We start from the raw sequence: 15,775 nt of genomic DNA on the forward strand, positions 1-15,775 counted from the left end.
CGTCCTCAAGACGATCGCCAGCGCCTTCATGACCGTCAGCTCGCTGACGTTCTCCCTCACCGTGGTGACGCTCCAGCTGGCGAGCAGCCAGTACTCCCCGCGCCTGCTGCGCACCTTCGCCAGCGACCGGGCGGTGCAGGTGACGCTCGGCGTCTTCCTCGGCTCCTTCGCCTACTGCCTCGTGGTGCTGCGAACGGTGCGCGACTCGGACGACTCCACCGCCGAGTTCGTGCCCCGCCTCTCGGTGACCCTCGCGGTGCTCCTCGCGCTCGTCGGCGTCGTCACGCTCGTCGTCTTCCTCGCCCACCTGTCCCGCAAGATCCGCATCGAGCCGATCCTCGTCGACGTCCACGCCGAGGCCAGCGGCGTCCTGTCCCGCAGCCGGCCCGCGGAGCGGGTGCCCGCCTCCCTGCAGGGGCGCGCCCGCGACCTCGACGACCTCGCGCGCCGTCAGGCCCTCGCCGACTTCCGCACGTGGCGGGCCGCCGGCGTCGAGCCGGAGCACGTCGCCGTCAACCTCTCCGCCCAGAGCCTGGAGTCGCCCGACCTCGTCGAGCGCGTCCTCGCCGACCTCGCCGCGGCGGGCCACGCGCTGGCCGCGCTGCGCAAGGTGAAGTCGGAGGCCAAGGCGTCGATGCGCACGCCGATCCTCGCAGCGTCGCTCGCCGTGCCCGCCGCGTCGCTCGGCGCGGTCGAGACGGCGGTCGAGGACGTCAAGGCCGCAGGCCGCGTCACCGGCACGCTCGAGCTCGTGGAGACGACCGAGGGGCAGGGTGACCCGGCCGTCCAGGGCGGCATGGTCGTCACGTCCAGCGAGCTGGGCGAGGCCCCGCCGCGGACCAAGGGCTGACGGCAGCACGGGCTGACGAGCCGGGCCGGACGAGCCGGGACAGCACGAGACGGGGCGGAGCGCTGGGTGCGCTCCGCCCCGTCTCGTCGTGTCACCCGGCCGCCGCTGCGGCGAGCCGGCTCAGTTGAGCATCAGCACCACGGCGTCGCCCGCCTCGGCCGCCGCACCGTAGAACGCCGCGAGCTCGCCGTACGCCTCGCTGAGGCGCTCGGCGTCGGTCTCGGCCGCGTGCTCGGCGGGGTCGGGACAGACGTCCTCGTCGCAGACGTGCCGGGCGTCCGCGAGCGGCGCCAGCGTGTCGAACGACGTTCCCACCAGGAACGCAGCAGCCTTGGCCACGTCCTGCGGGCTGAGGTACCGCACCGGTGTGATCCCCTCCGCGGGGCCCAGCTCGGCACCACCCTGGACGGGGTCGACGGGCATGCCGCCGTGCACCCGCAGCACCGTGTGGAGCGGACCCCACACGGTGCCGATGCTGAAGTACTTCGCCTCCTGTGCCGGCAGGTCCTTCTGGACCCACTCGTCGGCCAGCTCGTCGATGTGCTCCAGCGCCCAGCTCAGATCGGCGCGCGCCTTCTCGAAGTCGTCGGCGCCCAGCCGCGCGTACTCACAATGAATCATCCCCATGGGCCGAGACCGTACCGATAATGCGTTTCCATGGGTATGGGCAAAACGGACACATTCTGCCGCAACATTTTCTCAAACGCGGTAAATCGGAAATACGTGCCGCATCTCCGTCCGTTCTGCGGGACTATTCCCGTCTCGCCCAGGGGATGAATTCACATCGATCTCTCGCGGGCCGTCACTGCAGCCTCCGGTCGTCGCCGGACATGCTGGCGAGAGCCTCGGTGGGGGTGCCCTCGTCCCGCCAGCGGAGGGTCGCCGCCACGCCGTCGATCAGCCCCACCGACCCCTCGGGCGCGAACGTGAGCCCGGCATCCTGCCCGATCGCCGCGCGCACGAGCGCCACCGGCGCCGGCAGCTCCTCCAGCCCCTGCGTGAGACCGAGGTCCTCGAGGTCGGACCGGTAGGCCGCGATGTGCTTCGGGTCGGGGCCGATCCAGAGCGTCCGCCCGTTCGCGGCCGCGCCCGTGCCGTACTCCTCGGCCAGCACGAGGTCCTTGACCTGCCCACGGGCCAGCACCGCGACGACGTCGTCCACCGACGTCACGGCGTTCGACTCGCGGCCGAGCTCCTGCCGCAGCTCGGCCAGCACCCGTTCGCGCCTCCGCTCGCGGTAGGAGTCGAGGGCGTCCGACACCCGCTCGGCGAACGCCGCCTCGTTGACCCCGCCGGCACGCCCGCCGCCGGGGACCTCGACGACCAGCTCGGTCGTCGGCGCGCTCAGCTCGCCGCGCGTGAGCGCGACCGACCGGACGTCACCCGTGACCAGGACGAGCTCCGGCCGGGTCTCGGCCACCTGCCGCTCGATCTCCGCGGCGATCGCCGCCGCGTTCCGCGCCCACGAGTCCTCCGCCCGCGACTCGATGCGCGCCCGCTTCGTCCCGGGGGAACCCGTCTTCTCGATCTCGTCGTGCGGCGCCTGGAAGGTGCTGTGGGTCTTGCCCTCCGGACCGACGCGCACGAAGTCGGCACCCGCGCGGTCGACGAACACCTTGAGCAGCTCCACGGACTCGTCGGCCGCCAACGCGGCCTGCACCAGGAGGGGGACCTGGGCCCAGGAGCACGTGGACTCGCTCGGCGGGCTGCTCACCACCCGGTCCACCAGGACCCCGGACTCGTCGGCGATGACGACCCGCCCGTGCGGGCCCGGGACCCTCGTGGGTCGCAGCACCACCTCGGCGATCGCGTCCAGCACGGTCTCGGTGGCGCCCTGCTGGGCAAGGGCCTTGCGGACCGCGTTCCACCGGCCCTCGACGTCGCGTTCGGCGGCCTGCTCGGACGGCGTCGCGTCGAGGTGCAGGGTCGCGAACGGACCCGGGTGGCCGAGGAGGGGCTTGAGCCAGTCGATCTTCATCCGATACCTCCGCGTCTCCCGCCGAGGTCGTGGCGATGCCCTACCGCACCACCTCGCCACGGCGTTCCCTCCAGGAAACGACGGATCGCGGGCACGCGCCACCCTTGTGCCGGAATTGGTTGTGACCTGCACACCGAATATCCACCAGCTGCCGCCGCGGGCTTCTCAAGAGCCGGTAAAGCGGCACCAAGCAGTATTCACCTTCAAGCGTAGGTGTCGACCTCGGGAAGGTTGTCGCCCTTGTGCTGTGCGGCGATCAGCTCGTGGTGGCGGATCACCTCGCTCACGATGAACTGGCGGAACTGCTCGGCGAAGTCCGGGTCGAGCCCCGACTCCTCGGCGATGCGGGTCAGGCGAGCGATCTGCTCCTGCTCGCGCGACGGGTCCGCCGGAGGCAGGCCGCCGACGGCCTTGAGCTCCCCGACGCGTCGCGTGACCCGGAACCGCTCGGCCAGCAGGTAGACCAGGGCGGCGTCGATGTTGTCGATGCTGCCACGCAGGCGCAGGATCTCGGACGGCATCTCGGGCGACACGGCTGGCTCGGCGCCGCCGCTCGCTACGTTCTCAGACACACGTAGAGGCTAACTCTCCGCACCCCCGGGCCCACCTCGGCGTTACGTGGTGAGACGGGGATCGGCTACAGTCGGCCGAGCAGGCACGCAACTTGGTGAAGGCCCGAAACTTTCACACCGCCCCTTCAATGACTTCAACGGAGAGCAGAAGATGACACTCGTCTCGTCACCGGCCATGGTGGAGGTGCCGGCCAGCACCAGCATCAACACCATCCTCGCGGACCGCGTGGCCCGCTCCGGGGACGAGACCCTCATCGAACGACGTGATACCCCCGACGGCCCGTGGCTCCCCGTCACCGCCCGCCAGTTCGAGAAGGACGTCCTCGCGGTCGCGCGCGGCCTCGTGGCCCGCGGCGTCCAGCCCGGTGACCGGGTCGCGATCATGTCGCGCACGCGCTACGAGTGGACCCTCGTCGACTTCGCGATCTGGGCCGCGGGCGCCGTCGCCGTGCCGGTCTACGAGACCTCGTCGGCCGAGCAGGTGCAGTGGATCCTGTCCGACGCCGACGTGCGGCTCGCCGTCGTGGAGACCGCGGCGCACGCCGCGACGGTCACCCAGGTGCGGGCCACCCTGCCGAGCCTGGAGGACGTGCTCGTCCTCGAGGACGGCGCCGTGCCCACGCTGCGCACCGCCGGCGTCGCGCTGTCGGCCGGCGTCGTCGCCGAGCGCCGCGAAGCCGTGCGGCACGACGACCTCGCGACGGTCATCTACACCTCGGGCTCCACGGGCCGGCCCAAGGGCGTCGAGCTCACGCACGGCAACTTCGCGCACCTGTCGATGAACGCCGCCGTCGGCATCCCGGAGGTGCTGCAGGCGCCGGGCGCCCGCACGCTGCTGTTCCTGCCCCTGGCGCACGTGTTCGCGCGCTTCGTGGAGGTCGCCACGATCGCGGGCAACGCCGTGCTGGGCCACGCGCCCGACATCAAGAACCTCGTCGCCGATCTCGGGTCCTTCCGTCCGACCTACCTGCTCGCCGTGCCCCGCGTGTTCGAGAAGGTCTACAACAGCGCGGAGCAGAAGGCGTCGTCGGGCCTCAAGGCGAAGATCTTCGCGTGGTCCGCGGGCGTCGCCGAGGCGTGGTCGAGGGCCCTGGACACGCCGTCGGGCCCCGGTCTCGGGCTCAAGGTCAAGCACGCGGTCGCGGACCGGCTCGTCTTCGCCAAGCTCAAGGCGACCATGGGCGGGCGGCTCACCTGGGCGGTCTCGGGCGGCGCGCCGCTCGGGGAGCGGCTGGGGCACTTCTTCCGCGGCTCCTGCGTGACCATCCTCGAGGGTTACGGCCTCACGGAGTCCACGGCGCCGACGTCGGTCAACCGGCCCGGTCAGATCGTCATCGGCTCGGTGGGCCCCGCCTTCTTCGGGACGGACGTCTCCATCGCCGAGGACGGCGAGGTGCTGCTGCGCGGCCCGCACATCTTCCGCGGGTACCGCAACCAGCCCGAGCTGACCGCCGAGGTGCTGCAGGACGGCTGGTTCCGCACCGGCGACCTGGGCCGCCTCGACGAGCACGGCCACCTGCACATCACGGGCCGCAAGAAGGAGATCATCGTGACGGCGGGCGGCAAGAACGTCGCGCCCGCCGTGCTCGAGGACCGCATGCGCGCTCACCCGCTCGTGAGCCAGGTCGTCGTGGTCGGTGACCAGCGGCCGTTCATCGGCGCCCTGGTCACGCTCGACGGCGAGATGCTGCCGGGCTGGTGCGCGGCCAACGGCCTGCCCGCCCTGTCGGTCGAGGAGGCGCGCGTGCACCCGACGGTGCTGGCCGAGCTCGACAAGGCCGCCGCCGTCGCCAACGAGGCGGTGTCGAAGGCCGAGTCGATCCGGAAGATCACGGTCCTGGACCTCGACTTCACGGAGGAGAACGGGTACCTCACGCCGTCGATCAAGGTGAAGCGCGCGAAGGTCATCGCAGACTTCGCGGCCACCATCGACGAGCTCTACGGCGCCGCCCTCCCGACCCCGACCCGATAACACCCCTTGCCGAGGTAGTCACCTGGCGAGGTAGTCACAGGGCGAAGTAGTCATACATCACAGGGCCGGTGCGCTGATCAGCGCTCCGGCCCTGTGACTACCTCGCCACGTGACTACCTCGCCACCTGACTACCTCGCCACGTGACTACCTCGGCGAGGGGGGTCAGGCGGTCTTTTCGCGGGGGTGACGGTTGCGGACCGTCGTCTTGCGGGGCACGACCGTGGGGTTGACGTTGTCGAGCACCACGTCGCGGGTGATGACCACGCGCTCCACGTCGTCACGGCTCGGCACGTCGAACATGACCTGCTGGAGCACCTCTTCCATGATGGCGCGCAGGCCTCGCGCCCCGGTGCCCCGCAGCAGCGCCTGCTCGGCGATCGCCTCGACGGCCGGCTCGTCGAACTCGAGCTCGACGCCGTCGATCTCGAACATGCGCTTGTACTGCTTGACGAGCGCGTTCTTGGGCTCGGTGAGGATGCGGACCAGCGCGTCACGGTCCAGCGGCGACACCGAGGCGATGACGGGCAGGCGGCCGATGAACTCGGGGATCAGGCCGTACTTCTGCAGGTCCTCGGGCCGCACCTCGGCGAAGAGGTCGTCGTCGCCCGTGATGGACTCCATCGGGGCGCTGAAGCCGATTCCCCGCTTGCGGGCGCGGGCCGCGACGATGTCGTCCAGGCCCGCGAAGGCGCCCGCCACGATGAACAGCACGTTCGTCGTGTCGATCTGGATGAACTCCTGGTGAGGGTGCTTGCGGCCGCCCTGCGGTGGCACCGACGCGGTCGTGCCCTCGATGATCTTCAGGAGCGCCTGCTGCACGCCCTCGCCGGACACGTCGCGCGTGATCGACGGGTTCTCGGCCTTGCGGGCCACCTTGTCGACCTCGTCGATGTAGATGATGCCCGTCTCGGCCTTCTTGACGTCGTAGTCGGCGGCCTGGATGAGCTTGAGAAGGATGTTCTCCACGTCCTCACCGACGTAGCCCGCCTCGGTGAGGGCCGTCGCGTCGGCGATGGCGAACGGCACGTTCAGCATCTTGGCGAGCGTCTGCGCCAGGTAGGTCTTGCCCGTGCCGGTCGGCCCGATGAGCAGGATGTTCGACTTGGCGATCTCGACGGCGTCCTGGTCGTCCGGGTTGATCGACCGGCCGGCCTCGCCCGCCTGGATGCGCTTGTAGTGGTTGTAGACCGCGACGGCGAGCGCTCTCTTCGCCGGGTCCTGGCCGATGATGTACTGCTCGAGGAACTCGAAGATCTCCCGCGGCTTGGGCAGCTCCGTCAGCCCGAGCTCTGCCGCCTCACCGAGCTCTTCCTCGATGATCTCGTTGCACAGCTCGATGCACTCGTCGCAGATGTAGACGCCCGGCCCGGCGATCAGCTTCTTCACCTGCTTCTGCGACTTGCCGCAGAAGTTGCACTTCAGCAGTTCCGCGCCGTCACCGATTCGCACCACGTACCTGTCTCCTCGCCTTGTGCACCCTCACGGAGTCCCGCACAGGCCGGTTGACCCAGCAGATCCGCATCGTCGAGCGGTCTCAGAACCATTCCACACCACCCGTGGCTCGTTGTCAGCCCGGCAGCCCGGCGGGTCGCATGGCCGACTTTCACCACTTCATGACAATTTTGTCATGAAGTGTGCAGCAGGTCCCACAATGCCCGACGCCGGGGCCCGCGTCCAACCACTATCGGTGGAGCTGCCCCGGCGTCCGCCGGCGAGAGCACGCGTCAGGGCGTGACGACCGTGACCGGCTTGCGCGACTGCAGCACCTCGTCGACCAGGCCGTAGTCCTTCGCCTGCGCGGCCGTGAGGATCTTGTCGCGCTCGATGTCCGCACGGACCTCGTCGACCGACTTGCCGCTGTGCGTCGCCAGCGTCTCCTCGAGCCACTCGCGCATGCGGATGAGCTCGTTGGCGTGGATCTCGATGTCGGAGGCCTGCGCGTAGCCGCCGCCCTCCATCGCGGGCTGGTGGATCAGCACGCGCGAGTTCGGCAGCGCCAGGCGCTTGCCCGGCTGGCCCGCCGCGAGCAGCACGGCAGCGGCCGACGCCGCCTGCCCCAGGCACACGGTCTGGATCTGCGGCTTGATGAACTGCATCGTGTCGTACAGCGCCGTCATGGCCGTGAACGAGCCGCCCGGCGAGTTGATGTACATCATGACGTCGCGGTCCGGGTCCTGGGTCTCCAGGACGAGGAGCTGCGCCATGACGTCGTCCGCGGACGCGTCGTCGACCTGGACGCCCAGGAAGATGATGCGGTCCTCGAACAGCTTGGTGTACGGGTCCTGGCGCTTGAAGCCGTACGCGGTGCGCTCCTCGAACTGCGGGAGCACGTAACGCGAGGACGGCATGGCGCCGGCGGTGGCGAACGGCAGCCCCGCACCCGACCGGGCACGTGCGCCGGCGAGGCGCTCTGCGGCTGCGACGAACTGGGCTTCAGGACTCACGGTGGTCTCCTCTGGGAAAGTCTGGGTGCGGGTCGGGGGACGGTCAGCTGGCCATACCGCCGCCGCCGGCCAGCGCGGCGGTCTCGACGACGTGGTCGACGAAGCCGTACTCCAGCGCCTCAGTGGCCGTGAACCAGTTGTCCCTGTCGTTGTCACGCATGATCGTCTCGACGGTCTGCCCCGTCTGCTCGGCGGTCAGCTCGGCCAGCACCTTCTTCATGTGCATGATGAGCTGCGCGCCGATCCGGACGTCTGTGGCGGTACCGCCGATGCCGCCGGACGGCTGGTGCATCAGGACGCGGGCGTGCGGCGTGATGTAGCGCTTGCCCTTGGTGCCCGAGGAGAGAAGGAACTGGCCCATCGAGGCCGCCATGCCCATCGCCACGGTCGCCACGTCCGGCTTGATGAACTGCATCGTGTCGTAGATCGCCATGCCGGCGGTGATCGAGCCGCCCGGCGAGTTGATGTACAGCCAGATGTCCTTGTCGGGGTCCTCGGCCGCGAGAAGCATCATCTGCGCGCTGATCGCGTTGGCGTTCTCGTCGCGCACCTCCGACCCCAGCCAGATGATGCGCTCCTTGAGCAGCCGGTTGTAGATGGAGTCGTTGAGCCCGAAGCCTGCGCCCTCCGCCCGCGCTACCGGCCCAGCATCCATCCGCAGCAGATCGTTCACGTCCATCTCCTCGGTTCTGACTCTCGTCTGTGGACCACGTCCTAGGACGTCGTGTCGCTCGACCCTAACGTGCCGTCGCCCGCCGGAACTCCCGATTCGGCAGCCGTTTCGCCTACAGCGCACCGGTGCTGCCCACGGCGAACCCGGGCCGGACGCAGACGGCGGTCCGCACCCCCTGCGGCGAGGGTGCGGACCGCCGTGCGGCGTCGTTCCGGAGGGTGTCCGGGTCAGGCCTTGGCAGGCTCCGACGTCTCGGCCTCGGCGTCCGCCTCGGTGCCCTCGGCCTCCTCGGCGTCGGCCGACTCCTGCGCCTGCGCGACGGCGTCGGCGAGCGCGGCCTGGGCCTCGTCGGCCTCGTCCGAGCCGATGAACTCGCTCAGGTCGACGACGTTGCCCTCGGAGTCCTTGACCTCGATCTGGCGCAGCGCGACGGCGAGCGCCTTGGAGCGCGCGACCTCACCGACCATCGCGGGGATCTGGCCGCCCTGCTCGAGGGTCTTGATGAACTCGCCCGGCTCCATGCCGTACTGCTGCGAGGCGCTCACCAGGTACTCGACGAGCTCGCCCTGGCTCACCTGGACCTTCAGCTTCTCGGCCAGGGTGTCCAGGAGGATCTGGTTCTTGATCGCCTTGGTGGCGTCCTCGCGGACCTCCTCGCGGTGCGTGTCGTCGTCGAGGCGGTTCTCGGACTCCAGGTGGCGGTGCACCTCGGCCTCGACCACGCCCGTCGGGACGGGCACCTCGACGGACTCGAGGAGCTTCTCCATGAGGGCGTCACGCGCCGTGACGGCCTGGTTCGAGGTCTTGATGCCTGCGACCTGGGTCTTCAGGTCCTCCTTGAGCTCGTCGATCGTGTCGAACTCGGAGGCGAGCTGGGCGAAGTCGTCGTCCACCTCGGGCAGGTCGCGCTGCTTGACGGAGGTCGCGGTGACGGTGACGTCCGCGTCCTCGCCCTCGTGCTCGCCGCCGGCCAGCGGCGCCTTGAACGTGGTGGTCTCGCCGGCGGACAGGCCGGTGAGGGCCTCGTCCAGGCCCTCGAGCATGTTGCCGGAGCCGATCTGGTACGAGACGCCCGACACGGAGTCGACCTCCTCGTCGCCGATGACGGCCTTGAGGTCGATGACGACGTAGTCGCCGTCGGCGGCCGGGCGGTCGACGCCCACGAGGGTGCCGAAGCGCTCGCGCAGGGCCTCGAGGCGCTCGTTCACGTCCTCGTCGGTGACGGTGGTCGACTCGACCGTGAGGTCGACGTCGGTCAGCTCGGGCAGCTCGATCTCGGGGCGCACCTCGACCTCGGCCGTGAACTTGAGCTGGCCCTCGCCCGCCTTGGCGGGGATCTCGGTCACGTCGACCTCGGGCTGGGCGAGCGGACGCAGGTCGGTCTCGCCGAGCGCGTCGCGGTAGAAACCGGAGAGCCCGTCGTTCACGGCGTGCTCGATCACGGCCGCCCAGCCGACGCGCTGGTCGATGATGCGCGGGGGCACCTTGCCCTTGCGGAAGCCCGGGACGGTCACCTGCTCCGCGATGTGCTGGTAGGCGTGCTCGATGCTCGGCTTGAGCTCGTCGTAGTCCACCTCGACGGTCAGCTTGACCTTGGTGGGCTCCAAGGTCTCGACGGCGCTCTTCACTTCGATGGTCTCCAGAATGTCGGGGGTGCGCGCACGCCGGCGTACTGATTCCCGGGTGGCGCGGGGATGCTCACTTCAGTTGCAGCTGCTCGCTGACAGCACTGTGCGGCGGGCGCACGGGCAACCCATCCATGGTACGCCCCGCGGCCTCCTGAGCCGAACGGGGGACGGACGAGAGACCGGTCACCGTCCCATGCCCGCCGTGAGGCCCGCCACGATCTGCCGCGTCGCCACGAGGAACAGCACCACCAGCGGCAGCGTCGCGATGACCAGGCCGGCGAACAGCGTGGACCAGGAGGTCTGGTACTCGCCGAAGAAGGTCGTCAGGCCGACGGGCAAGGTGTACCGCTCGCGGTCGCGCACGAGGATCAGCGGGTAGAAGAAGTCGTTCCAGATGGGCACGAACCGGAAGACGACCACCGTCGCGACGGCGGGCCGCACCAGCGGCAGCAGCACCGACCAGAACGTGCGCAACGGGCCCGCGCCGTCGATCCGCGCGGCGTCCTCGAGCTCGTCGGGGAGCTGTCGCAGGAACGTGGCCAGCACGAACACCGAGAACGGGATCGAGACGGCCGCGTAGACCAGGATCAGGCCGGTCCGCGTCGAGGCGAGGCCGATCATGTCGAGCAGGTAGAAGATCGGCACGATCATGAGGAACACGGGCATCATGAGGCCCGAGACGAAGACCTGCTCGATCACCGTCATGAGTCGCGACCGCGAGCGGGCCAGCGCGTACGCGGCGAGCAGCGACACCGCCGTCGAGAGCAGCACGGACGCCGTCGTGACGAGCACGGAGTTGAGGAAGTACGTGGAGAACGACGCCTCGACCCAGGCCTCGCGGTAGGCGTCGAAGGACGGCGCGACCGGCAGACCGAGCGGCTCGGACACGAGCTCCTGGTCCGTGCGGAACGAGTTCCACACCATGACCAGCAGGGGCAGCAGCGCGACGGCGGCGTACCCCCACAGCACCACGTGCACGCCCGCGCGGCGCACGGCACCGCCGCGGCGCGTCGTCCCGCTCACGTGAGCCTCCGCTCGACGCCGCGGAACCAGCGCGTGAACGCGACGGACACCCCGACGATGACGAGGAACAGCACGATGGCGACCGCCGACGAGACGCCGATCGCGTTGGACGCCCCGGAGTGGAACGCGGTCCGGTAGAAGAGGAGCGACATGACGTCGGTGGCTCCGGCCGGGCTGCCGCTCGACCCGCCCAGCGCGTACGGGATCGGGAACGCCTCCATGGAGAAGATGAAGGTGAGCACGCTGACGGTGCCGATCACGGGCGTCAGCAGCGGTAGCGTGACGTGCCGGAACCGCTGCGCCGCGCCCGCGCCGTCGAGCATCGCGGCCTCCTGCGTGCTCGGGTCCAGCGCACCGAGCGCGGCGCCGTAGACCAGGAGCGGGAAGCCGACCCACTGCCAGGCCGTGACGAGCACGACCACCCAGAGGGCGGTGTCGGGGTCGCCCAGCCACGGCTGCGCCACCGCGTCCAGGCCGACGGCCCGCAGCAGCGCGTTCACCGGCCCGAACAGGGGTGACAGCAGGAGCGACCACAGGTAGCCGACCACGAGCGGCGACACGAGGTACGGCATGGTGAACAGCACCTGGAACAGCCGGCGGAACCGCTCGCGCTGGTGCAGCAGCACCGCGAGCAGCAGGCCGACCGAGTTCTGCGCGGCCATCGCCCCGGCGAACAGCAGCGCGTTGTGGCCGAACGCGCGCGGCAGCTCGGTGCGGTACGGCTCGGTGGTGAACAGCGCGACGAAGTTGTCCAGGCCGACGAACGCCTCCTGCGCCGTGCCGCGCCAGGAGAACAGGGAGTAGGTCAGCGCGGTCGCCATCGGGTAGAGCACGAAGACGCCGAACAGCACCGCGGCGGGCAGCAGGAAGAGCAGGGCGACGGGCGTGGGCAGCGCCGCGGTCCGACGGCGGCTCACTCGCCCGGCGTCCACCAGGCCGACAGGCCCTCCTGGACGATGTCCGCCGCACCGGCGGCGTCGGTGTCGCCGAGGAACAGCTTCTGCCCGGCCTGACCCATGAGGTCGGTGCCGGTCGGGTCGCCGTAGCGGTAGTCGACGAGCAGCAGGTACGGCGCGGGGCTCTCCTGGTAGAGGTCCCACATCTCCTGCTGCAGCGGGTCGGCGTACTCGACCCCGGGCACGGGCGAGAACTGCTTGAGCTCGTCGGCCACGAGCTGCCCGAACTCCGGCGAGGCCAGCCAGCTCAGCAGCGTGCGCGCCTCGTCGGGGTGCTGCGTCGCGGCCGACAGGCCCCAGTTGCCGTCCGCGTAGCCGGGCGTCACCGGGTGGTCGACGGCCGAGCCGGGCGGCGGCGGGACCTGGAACACGCCGAGCTCGAGGTCCGGGTTCGCGTCCTGGAAGAACGCCTGCTCGTAGGAGCCGCCGGGGAACATCGCGGCCTGGCCCGAGGTGAACAGCACCTGCGCGTCGGTGTACGCGACACCGGTCACGTCGTCGGGCATGTACTCCTGGAGGTCCTTGAGCGTCTGGATCGAGGCGACGTACGCGGGGTCGGTGAAGTCGGTCTCGCCGTCGCGCAAGGCCTGCTGGAAGTCCGCGCCGCCGTACCGGGCGGCGGTGAGGGCGTCGTGCACCGTGGGCACGAACCAGCCGTCGCGGGCGCCCACGGCGAGCGGCGTCACGCCCGCCTCGAGCAGGGTGTCGTTGAGGGCGACGAAGTCCTCCCAGGTCTCGGGCTCGCTCAGCCCGTTCTCCTCGAAGATCGCCGTGTTGTACCAGACCTGGATCGTCTGCGTGGCCAGCGGGACGCCGTACACCGAGCCGTCCTCGCGGCCCCGCGCGCCGTCGAGCGCGGCGTCGTCGAACTCCGCGAGCTCCGGCACGACGTCGTCCAGCGGCTCGAGGTTGCCGCCCTCGACGAGCGGCTGGAGCAGGCCGTACGAGCGCACCTGCGCGATGTCCGGGCCGTCGGAGCCGGTCAGGCCGGTGCGCAGGATCTGGTCGTACTCGGTATTGAGGTGAGCCTGGAAGCCCACCGTGATGCAGGGGTTGGCCTCCTCGAAGACGTCGAAGATCCGCTCGTAGGTCTTCACGTCCTCGGTGCGCCACGACCAGACGTCGAGCGCCACGGCGTCGCCGTCGCACCCCTCCCCCGCCGCCGCGCCCGGCTCGGGGCTGTCGGCCGACGGCGCGCACGCGCCGAGGGTCAGGACCACGAGGGCTGCGCTGGCTGTGGCACGGGTGATTCTGCGGCTCATGCGCCGGACGCTGCCCTGCCAGGACGGGGCTGTCAAGCATCTGGCCGCCGCCGCCCCGCGCGTGTCCCGGCGGACCAGGGCGGCGGGTCAGCTGTCGCCGATCCCCTTTCAATCCGACGTTTCTCGGCTTTGAGGGGGCTCAAAGCCGAGAAACGGCGGGGTGAAAGGGGATCGCGGCAGCTAGAACGCGTCCGGGGTGCGGATGCGGTCACGGATCCAGGCGCCGGCCTCCTTGAGGCGGTGGGCACCGAAGTCGCCGCTCGCGCAGGTGCCCTCCGTCCACACCGCGCCGGAGCGGTGGTCGTCCGAGTAGTTCCAGTTGACCCAGCTGATCTTCTTCGACGCCGCGAGGTCGAGGTACCGCTGCGACATCGCGAAGTCGTTCGGCCCCTCGCCGGCGTAGTCCTGCGTGCCGAACTCGGTGATGAACACCGGGATGCGGTCGGCGGCGCGGGACAGCGCGCTCAGGTACTCCTCACGGTGCGACGCCGCATAGAAGTGGAACGTGTACATGACGTTCGAGGCGTTCACCGGGTTGTTCACGACCTCGAACTCGTTCGCGCCGTCCGAGACGCCGAGCGACGACCAGGCGCGGGTGCCGAGCAGGATGACGGCGTCGGGGTCCTTGGCGCGGATCACCGGGACGATCTGCTCGTGGTAGCTCTTGATGGTCTGCCACGAGACGCCGTTCGGCTCGTTCGCGACCTCGTAGATGATGTTGTTCTTCCCGTTGTTCCGCTCCGCGATCGCCGTGAAGAACGTCTTGGCGCGCTGCAGGTTGACGTGCGGGTCGCCCGGGTCGAGCATGTGCCAGTCGACGATCGCGTACAGGCCGCGGGCCGTCAGCTCGTCGATGTAGGAGTTCACCAGCGCGGTGAAGCGGGCAGGGTCGGTCTCGTAGCCGCCCTCCTGCACGTACGTCGAGATGCGCAGGACGTCCGCGTCCCAGTCGTTCGCGAGGGTGTCGAGCGAGCCGTCGGTCACGCACTGGGAGTACCACTGCGTGCCGTGCGTGCTCATGCCCCGCAGCTGGATGCGCGTCCCCTGCTCGTTGCACAGGCCCGTACCGCACACGCGGAGCTGGCCGTTCGCCGCGACCGGCGTGTCGGCCTCGCCGCCGGGGTCGGTCGGCTCGGGCTCGGGCTCCGGGTCGGGCGTGCCGCCGCACGTGCCGTCGAGCGTCCACAGGGTCGGCGTCGACGCCGGGTCCCAGCCCGCGCCCGGGTGCGCGGTGTGGGTGACCAGCGCGGTGTACCCGGCGCCCTGGTGGGTGACGTGCTGGCCGGCCGTGTAGCTCCTGCCCTCGGCCCAGGCCGGGGCGGAGCAGTCGACGGCGCCGGTGCCCGCCGCGGTCGCGGGCAGCAGCGGGACGACCGCCGTGCCGAGGGCCAGCAGCGCCGCGGTCAGGACGGCGACGACGATCGGGGCACGGGAGGCCGTGCGGCGAGCAACCATGGGACCACCTCGGTGTCGTGGGCCGGCAGCGCGCGGCTGCGCTGCCTGGTCGCACGGTAGCCGCGGCGCGGGGCGGGCGGCATCGGGGTTTCCCACACGGGCGCGGCGTGCCTCAGCGCGGCGCCAGGCCGTTCTGGTACGCCCACACCACGGTCTGCAGGCGGTCGCGCGTGCCGATCTTGGCCATCGCGCGCCCCAGGTGGGACTTCACGGTGCTGGTCTCGACCACGAGCTCGCGCGCGATCTCCGCGTTGGACAGCCCGCGCGCGAGCCGGCGCACGATCTCGGCCTCGCGCGCGGTGAGCGGCGCGGCCAGGTCCGCCCCGGTGGGCGCCGCGGGCGGCGCCGTGCGGCGCGCGAACTCCGTGATGACGCGGTGCGTGACGGCCTGGTCGATGAGGCCCTGGCCGTCGGCGAGGCGGCGCACGGCGTCGATCAGCTCCTCGGGCTCGCAGTCCTTGAGGACGAACCCGCTCGCCCCGGCCTCCAGCGCGCCGAACACGTACTCGTCCAGGTCGAACGTCGTGATCACGAGCACGGCGGGCCGCGCGCCCCCGGCCGCGACGATCTCGCGCGTCGCCGCGAGGCCGTCGCCGCCGGGCATGCGCACGTCCATGCAGACGACGTCGGGGGCGTGCCTGCGCACGAGCTCGACCGCCGTCGGGCCGTCGGCGGCCTCCGCGACGACCTCGATGTCCTCGGCCTGCTCGAGCAGGAACCGGAACCCGGCGCGGACCACCGCCTGGTCGTCGGCGAGCACGACCCTGATCATCCCTGCTCCTCTCCGCGCGCCCCCTCGGGCGCCGCGGTCCTCGTCCCGCCCGCCGGCCGGACGCCGGCGGGGTCGTGGTGGACCGGCAGGGCCAGCAGCACGCGCCAGCCCCCGTCGGGCGCCGGGCCGGCGTCGAGGGTCGCGCCGACGAGCTGCGCGCGCTCGCGCATGCCGATCAGGCCGAGGCCC

The 15,775-nt window shown here is 70.8% G+C and carries 15 protein-coding genes; 2 read left to right on the top strand and 13 right to left on the bottom strand.

Going from position 1 to position 15,775, the window contains the following annotated elements; genetic code table 11:
• The coding region (locus tag HLB15_RS24340) for a DUF2254 family protein (protein ID WP_249360273.1) at positions 1–850 on the top strand (850 nt) is incomplete at its 5' end.
• Between the two features lie 120 nt (positions 851–970).
• Here the strand turns inward: HLB15_RS24340 and HLB15_RS17325 are convergent.
• From HLB15_RS17325 to HLB15_RS17335, 3 genes are all read right to left on the bottom strand, one after another.
• Complete coding sequence (locus tag HLB15_RS17325) at positions 971–1,477, bottom strand: DUF1877 family protein (protein WP_171107001.1); 507 nt, start codon at positions 1,475–1,477, stop codon at positions 971–973.
• Between the two features lie 175 nt (positions 1,478–1,652).
• A complete protein-coding gene (locus HLB15_RS17330; protein ID WP_171107002.1) occupies positions 1,653–2,828 on the bottom strand; it encodes a baeRF2 domain-containing protein in 1,176 nt (391 codons plus the stop codon).
• 203 nt (positions 2,829–3,031) lie between these two features.
• Positions 3,032–3,349 (bottom strand): chorismate mutase, encoded by a 318-nt coding sequence (locus tag HLB15_RS17335; RefSeq protein WP_171107009.1) that lies wholly within the window; start codon positions 3,347–3,349, stop codon positions 3,032–3,034.
• A 202-nt stretch (positions 3,350–3,551) separates the two neighbouring features.
• Here HLB15_RS17335 and HLB15_RS17340 point away from each other — a divergent pair, with 202 nt between their 5' ends.
• A complete protein-coding gene (locus HLB15_RS17340; protein WP_171107003.1) occupies positions 3,552–5,372 on the top strand; it encodes an AMP-dependent synthetase/ligase in 1,821 nt (606 codons plus the stop codon).
• A gap of 163 nt (positions 5,373–5,535) precedes the next feature.
• Here HLB15_RS17340 and clpX read toward each other — a convergent pair whose 3' ends face one another.
• From clpX to HLB15_RS17390, 10 genes are all read right to left on the bottom strand, one after another.
• Entirely contained in the window at positions 5,536–6,825 is a 1,290-nt protein-coding gene (gene clpX, locus HLB15_RS17345) for an ATP-dependent Clp protease ATP-binding subunit ClpX (protein WP_171107004.1), read from the bottom strand.
• A 272-nt stretch (positions 6,826–7,097) separates the two neighbouring features.
• The gene (locus tag HLB15_RS17350) at positions 7,098–7,817 is read right to left on the bottom strand and encodes an ATP-dependent Clp protease proteolytic subunit (RefSeq protein ID WP_308424962.1); all 720 of its coding nucleotides are present in this window, start codon (positions 7,815–7,817) and stop codon (positions 7,098–7,100) included.
• 43 nt (positions 7,818–7,860) lie between these two features.
• Positions 7,861–8,496 (bottom strand): ATP-dependent Clp protease proteolytic subunit, encoded by a 636-nt coding sequence (locus tag HLB15_RS17355; RefSeq protein ID WP_283243431.1) that lies wholly within the window; start codon positions 8,494–8,496, stop codon positions 7,861–7,863.
• Between the two features lie 221 nt (positions 8,497–8,717).
• On the bottom strand, positions 8,718–10,118 hold the full coding sequence (gene tig, locus HLB15_RS17360) for a trigger factor (RefSeq protein ID WP_171107005.1): 1,401 nt from the start codon (positions 10,116–10,118) through the stop codon (positions 8,718–8,720).
• Positions 10,119–10,301: 183 nt separating this feature from the next.
• Positions 10,302–11,141, bottom strand: coding sequence for a carbohydrate ABC transporter permease (locus tag HLB15_RS17365; protein ID WP_229785739.1), 840 nt, complete (start codon positions 11,139–11,141; stop codon positions 10,302–10,304).
• Positions 11,138–12,058 carry a carbohydrate ABC transporter permease gene (locus HLB15_RS17370; RefSeq protein WP_229785740.1) on the bottom strand — a complete coding sequence of 307 codons (921 nt, stop codon included), beginning with the start codon at positions 12,056–12,058 and terminating at the stop codon, positions 11,138–11,140. The genes HLB15_RS17365 and HLB15_RS17370 overlap by 4 nt, the downstream gene beginning before the upstream one ends.
• Complete coding sequence (locus HLB15_RS17375; protein ID WP_171107007.1) at positions 12,055–13,359, bottom strand: ABC transporter substrate-binding protein; 1,305 nt, start codon at positions 13,357–13,359, stop codon at positions 12,055–12,057. Before HLB15_RS17375 ends, HLB15_RS17370 begins: the two co-directional genes overlap by 4 nt.
• A gap of 180 nt (positions 13,360–13,539) precedes the next feature.
• Complete coding sequence (locus tag HLB15_RS17380; protein ID WP_229785741.1) at positions 13,540–14,814, bottom strand: cellulase family glycosylhydrolase; 1,275 nt, start codon at positions 14,812–14,814, stop codon at positions 13,540–13,542.
• Positions 14,815–14,926: 112 nt separating this feature from the next.
• The gene (locus tag HLB15_RS17385; protein WP_171107008.1) at positions 14,927–15,586 is read right to left on the bottom strand and encodes a response regulator; all 660 of its coding nucleotides are present in this window, start codon (positions 15,584–15,586) and stop codon (positions 14,927–14,929) included.
• Positions 15,583–15,775: ATP-binding protein (locus HLB15_RS17390; RefSeq protein WP_514128811.1), on the bottom strand; the 193-nt coding region annotated here is incomplete at its 5' end. The genes HLB15_RS17390 and HLB15_RS17385, both read right to left, overlap by 4 nt.

The organism is Promicromonospora citrea, from assembly GCF_013004695.1.
GTDB classification, from domain to species: domain Bacteria; phylum Actinomycetota; class Actinomycetes; order Actinomycetales; family Cellulomonadaceae; genus Promicromonospora; species Promicromonospora citrea.

What these genes read in the sequence shown, in the direction of transcription:
- HLB15_RS17355 (WP_283243431.1), bottom strand. Translation starts at nt 8,496, where the DNA reads ATGGACGTGAACGATCTGCTGCGGATGGATGCTGGGCCGGTAGCGCGG.
- HLB15_RS17335 (WP_171107009.1), bottom strand. Translation starts at nt 3,349, where the DNA reads ATGCCGTCCGAGATCCTGCGCCTGCGTGGCAGCATCGACAACATCGAC.
- HLB15_RS17330 (WP_171107002.1), bottom strand. Translation starts at nt 2,828, where the DNA reads ATGAAGATCGACTGGCTCAAGCCCCTCCTCGGCCACCCGGGTCCGTTC.
- HLB15_RS17340 (WP_171107003.1), top strand. Translation starts at nt 3,552, where the DNA reads ATGACACTCGTCTCGTCACCGGCCATGGTGGAGGTGCCGGCCAGCACC.
- HLB15_RS17385 (WP_171107008.1), bottom strand. Translation starts at nt 15,586, where the DNA reads ATGATCAGGGTCGTGCTCGCCGACGACCAGGCGGTGGTCCGCGCCGGG.
- HLB15_RS17375 (WP_171107007.1), bottom strand. Translation starts at nt 13,359, where the DNA reads ATGAGCCGCAGAATCACCCGTGCCACAGCCAGCGCAGCCCTCGTGGTC.
- HLB15_RS17325 (WP_171107001.1), bottom strand. Translation starts at nt 1,477, where the DNA reads ATGGGGATGATTCATTGTGAGTACGCGCGGCTGGGCGCCGACGACTTC.
- HLB15_RS17380 (WP_229785741.1), bottom strand. Translation starts at nt 14,814, where the DNA reads ATGGTTGCTCGCCGCACGGCCTCCCGTGCCCCGATCGTCGTCGCCGTC.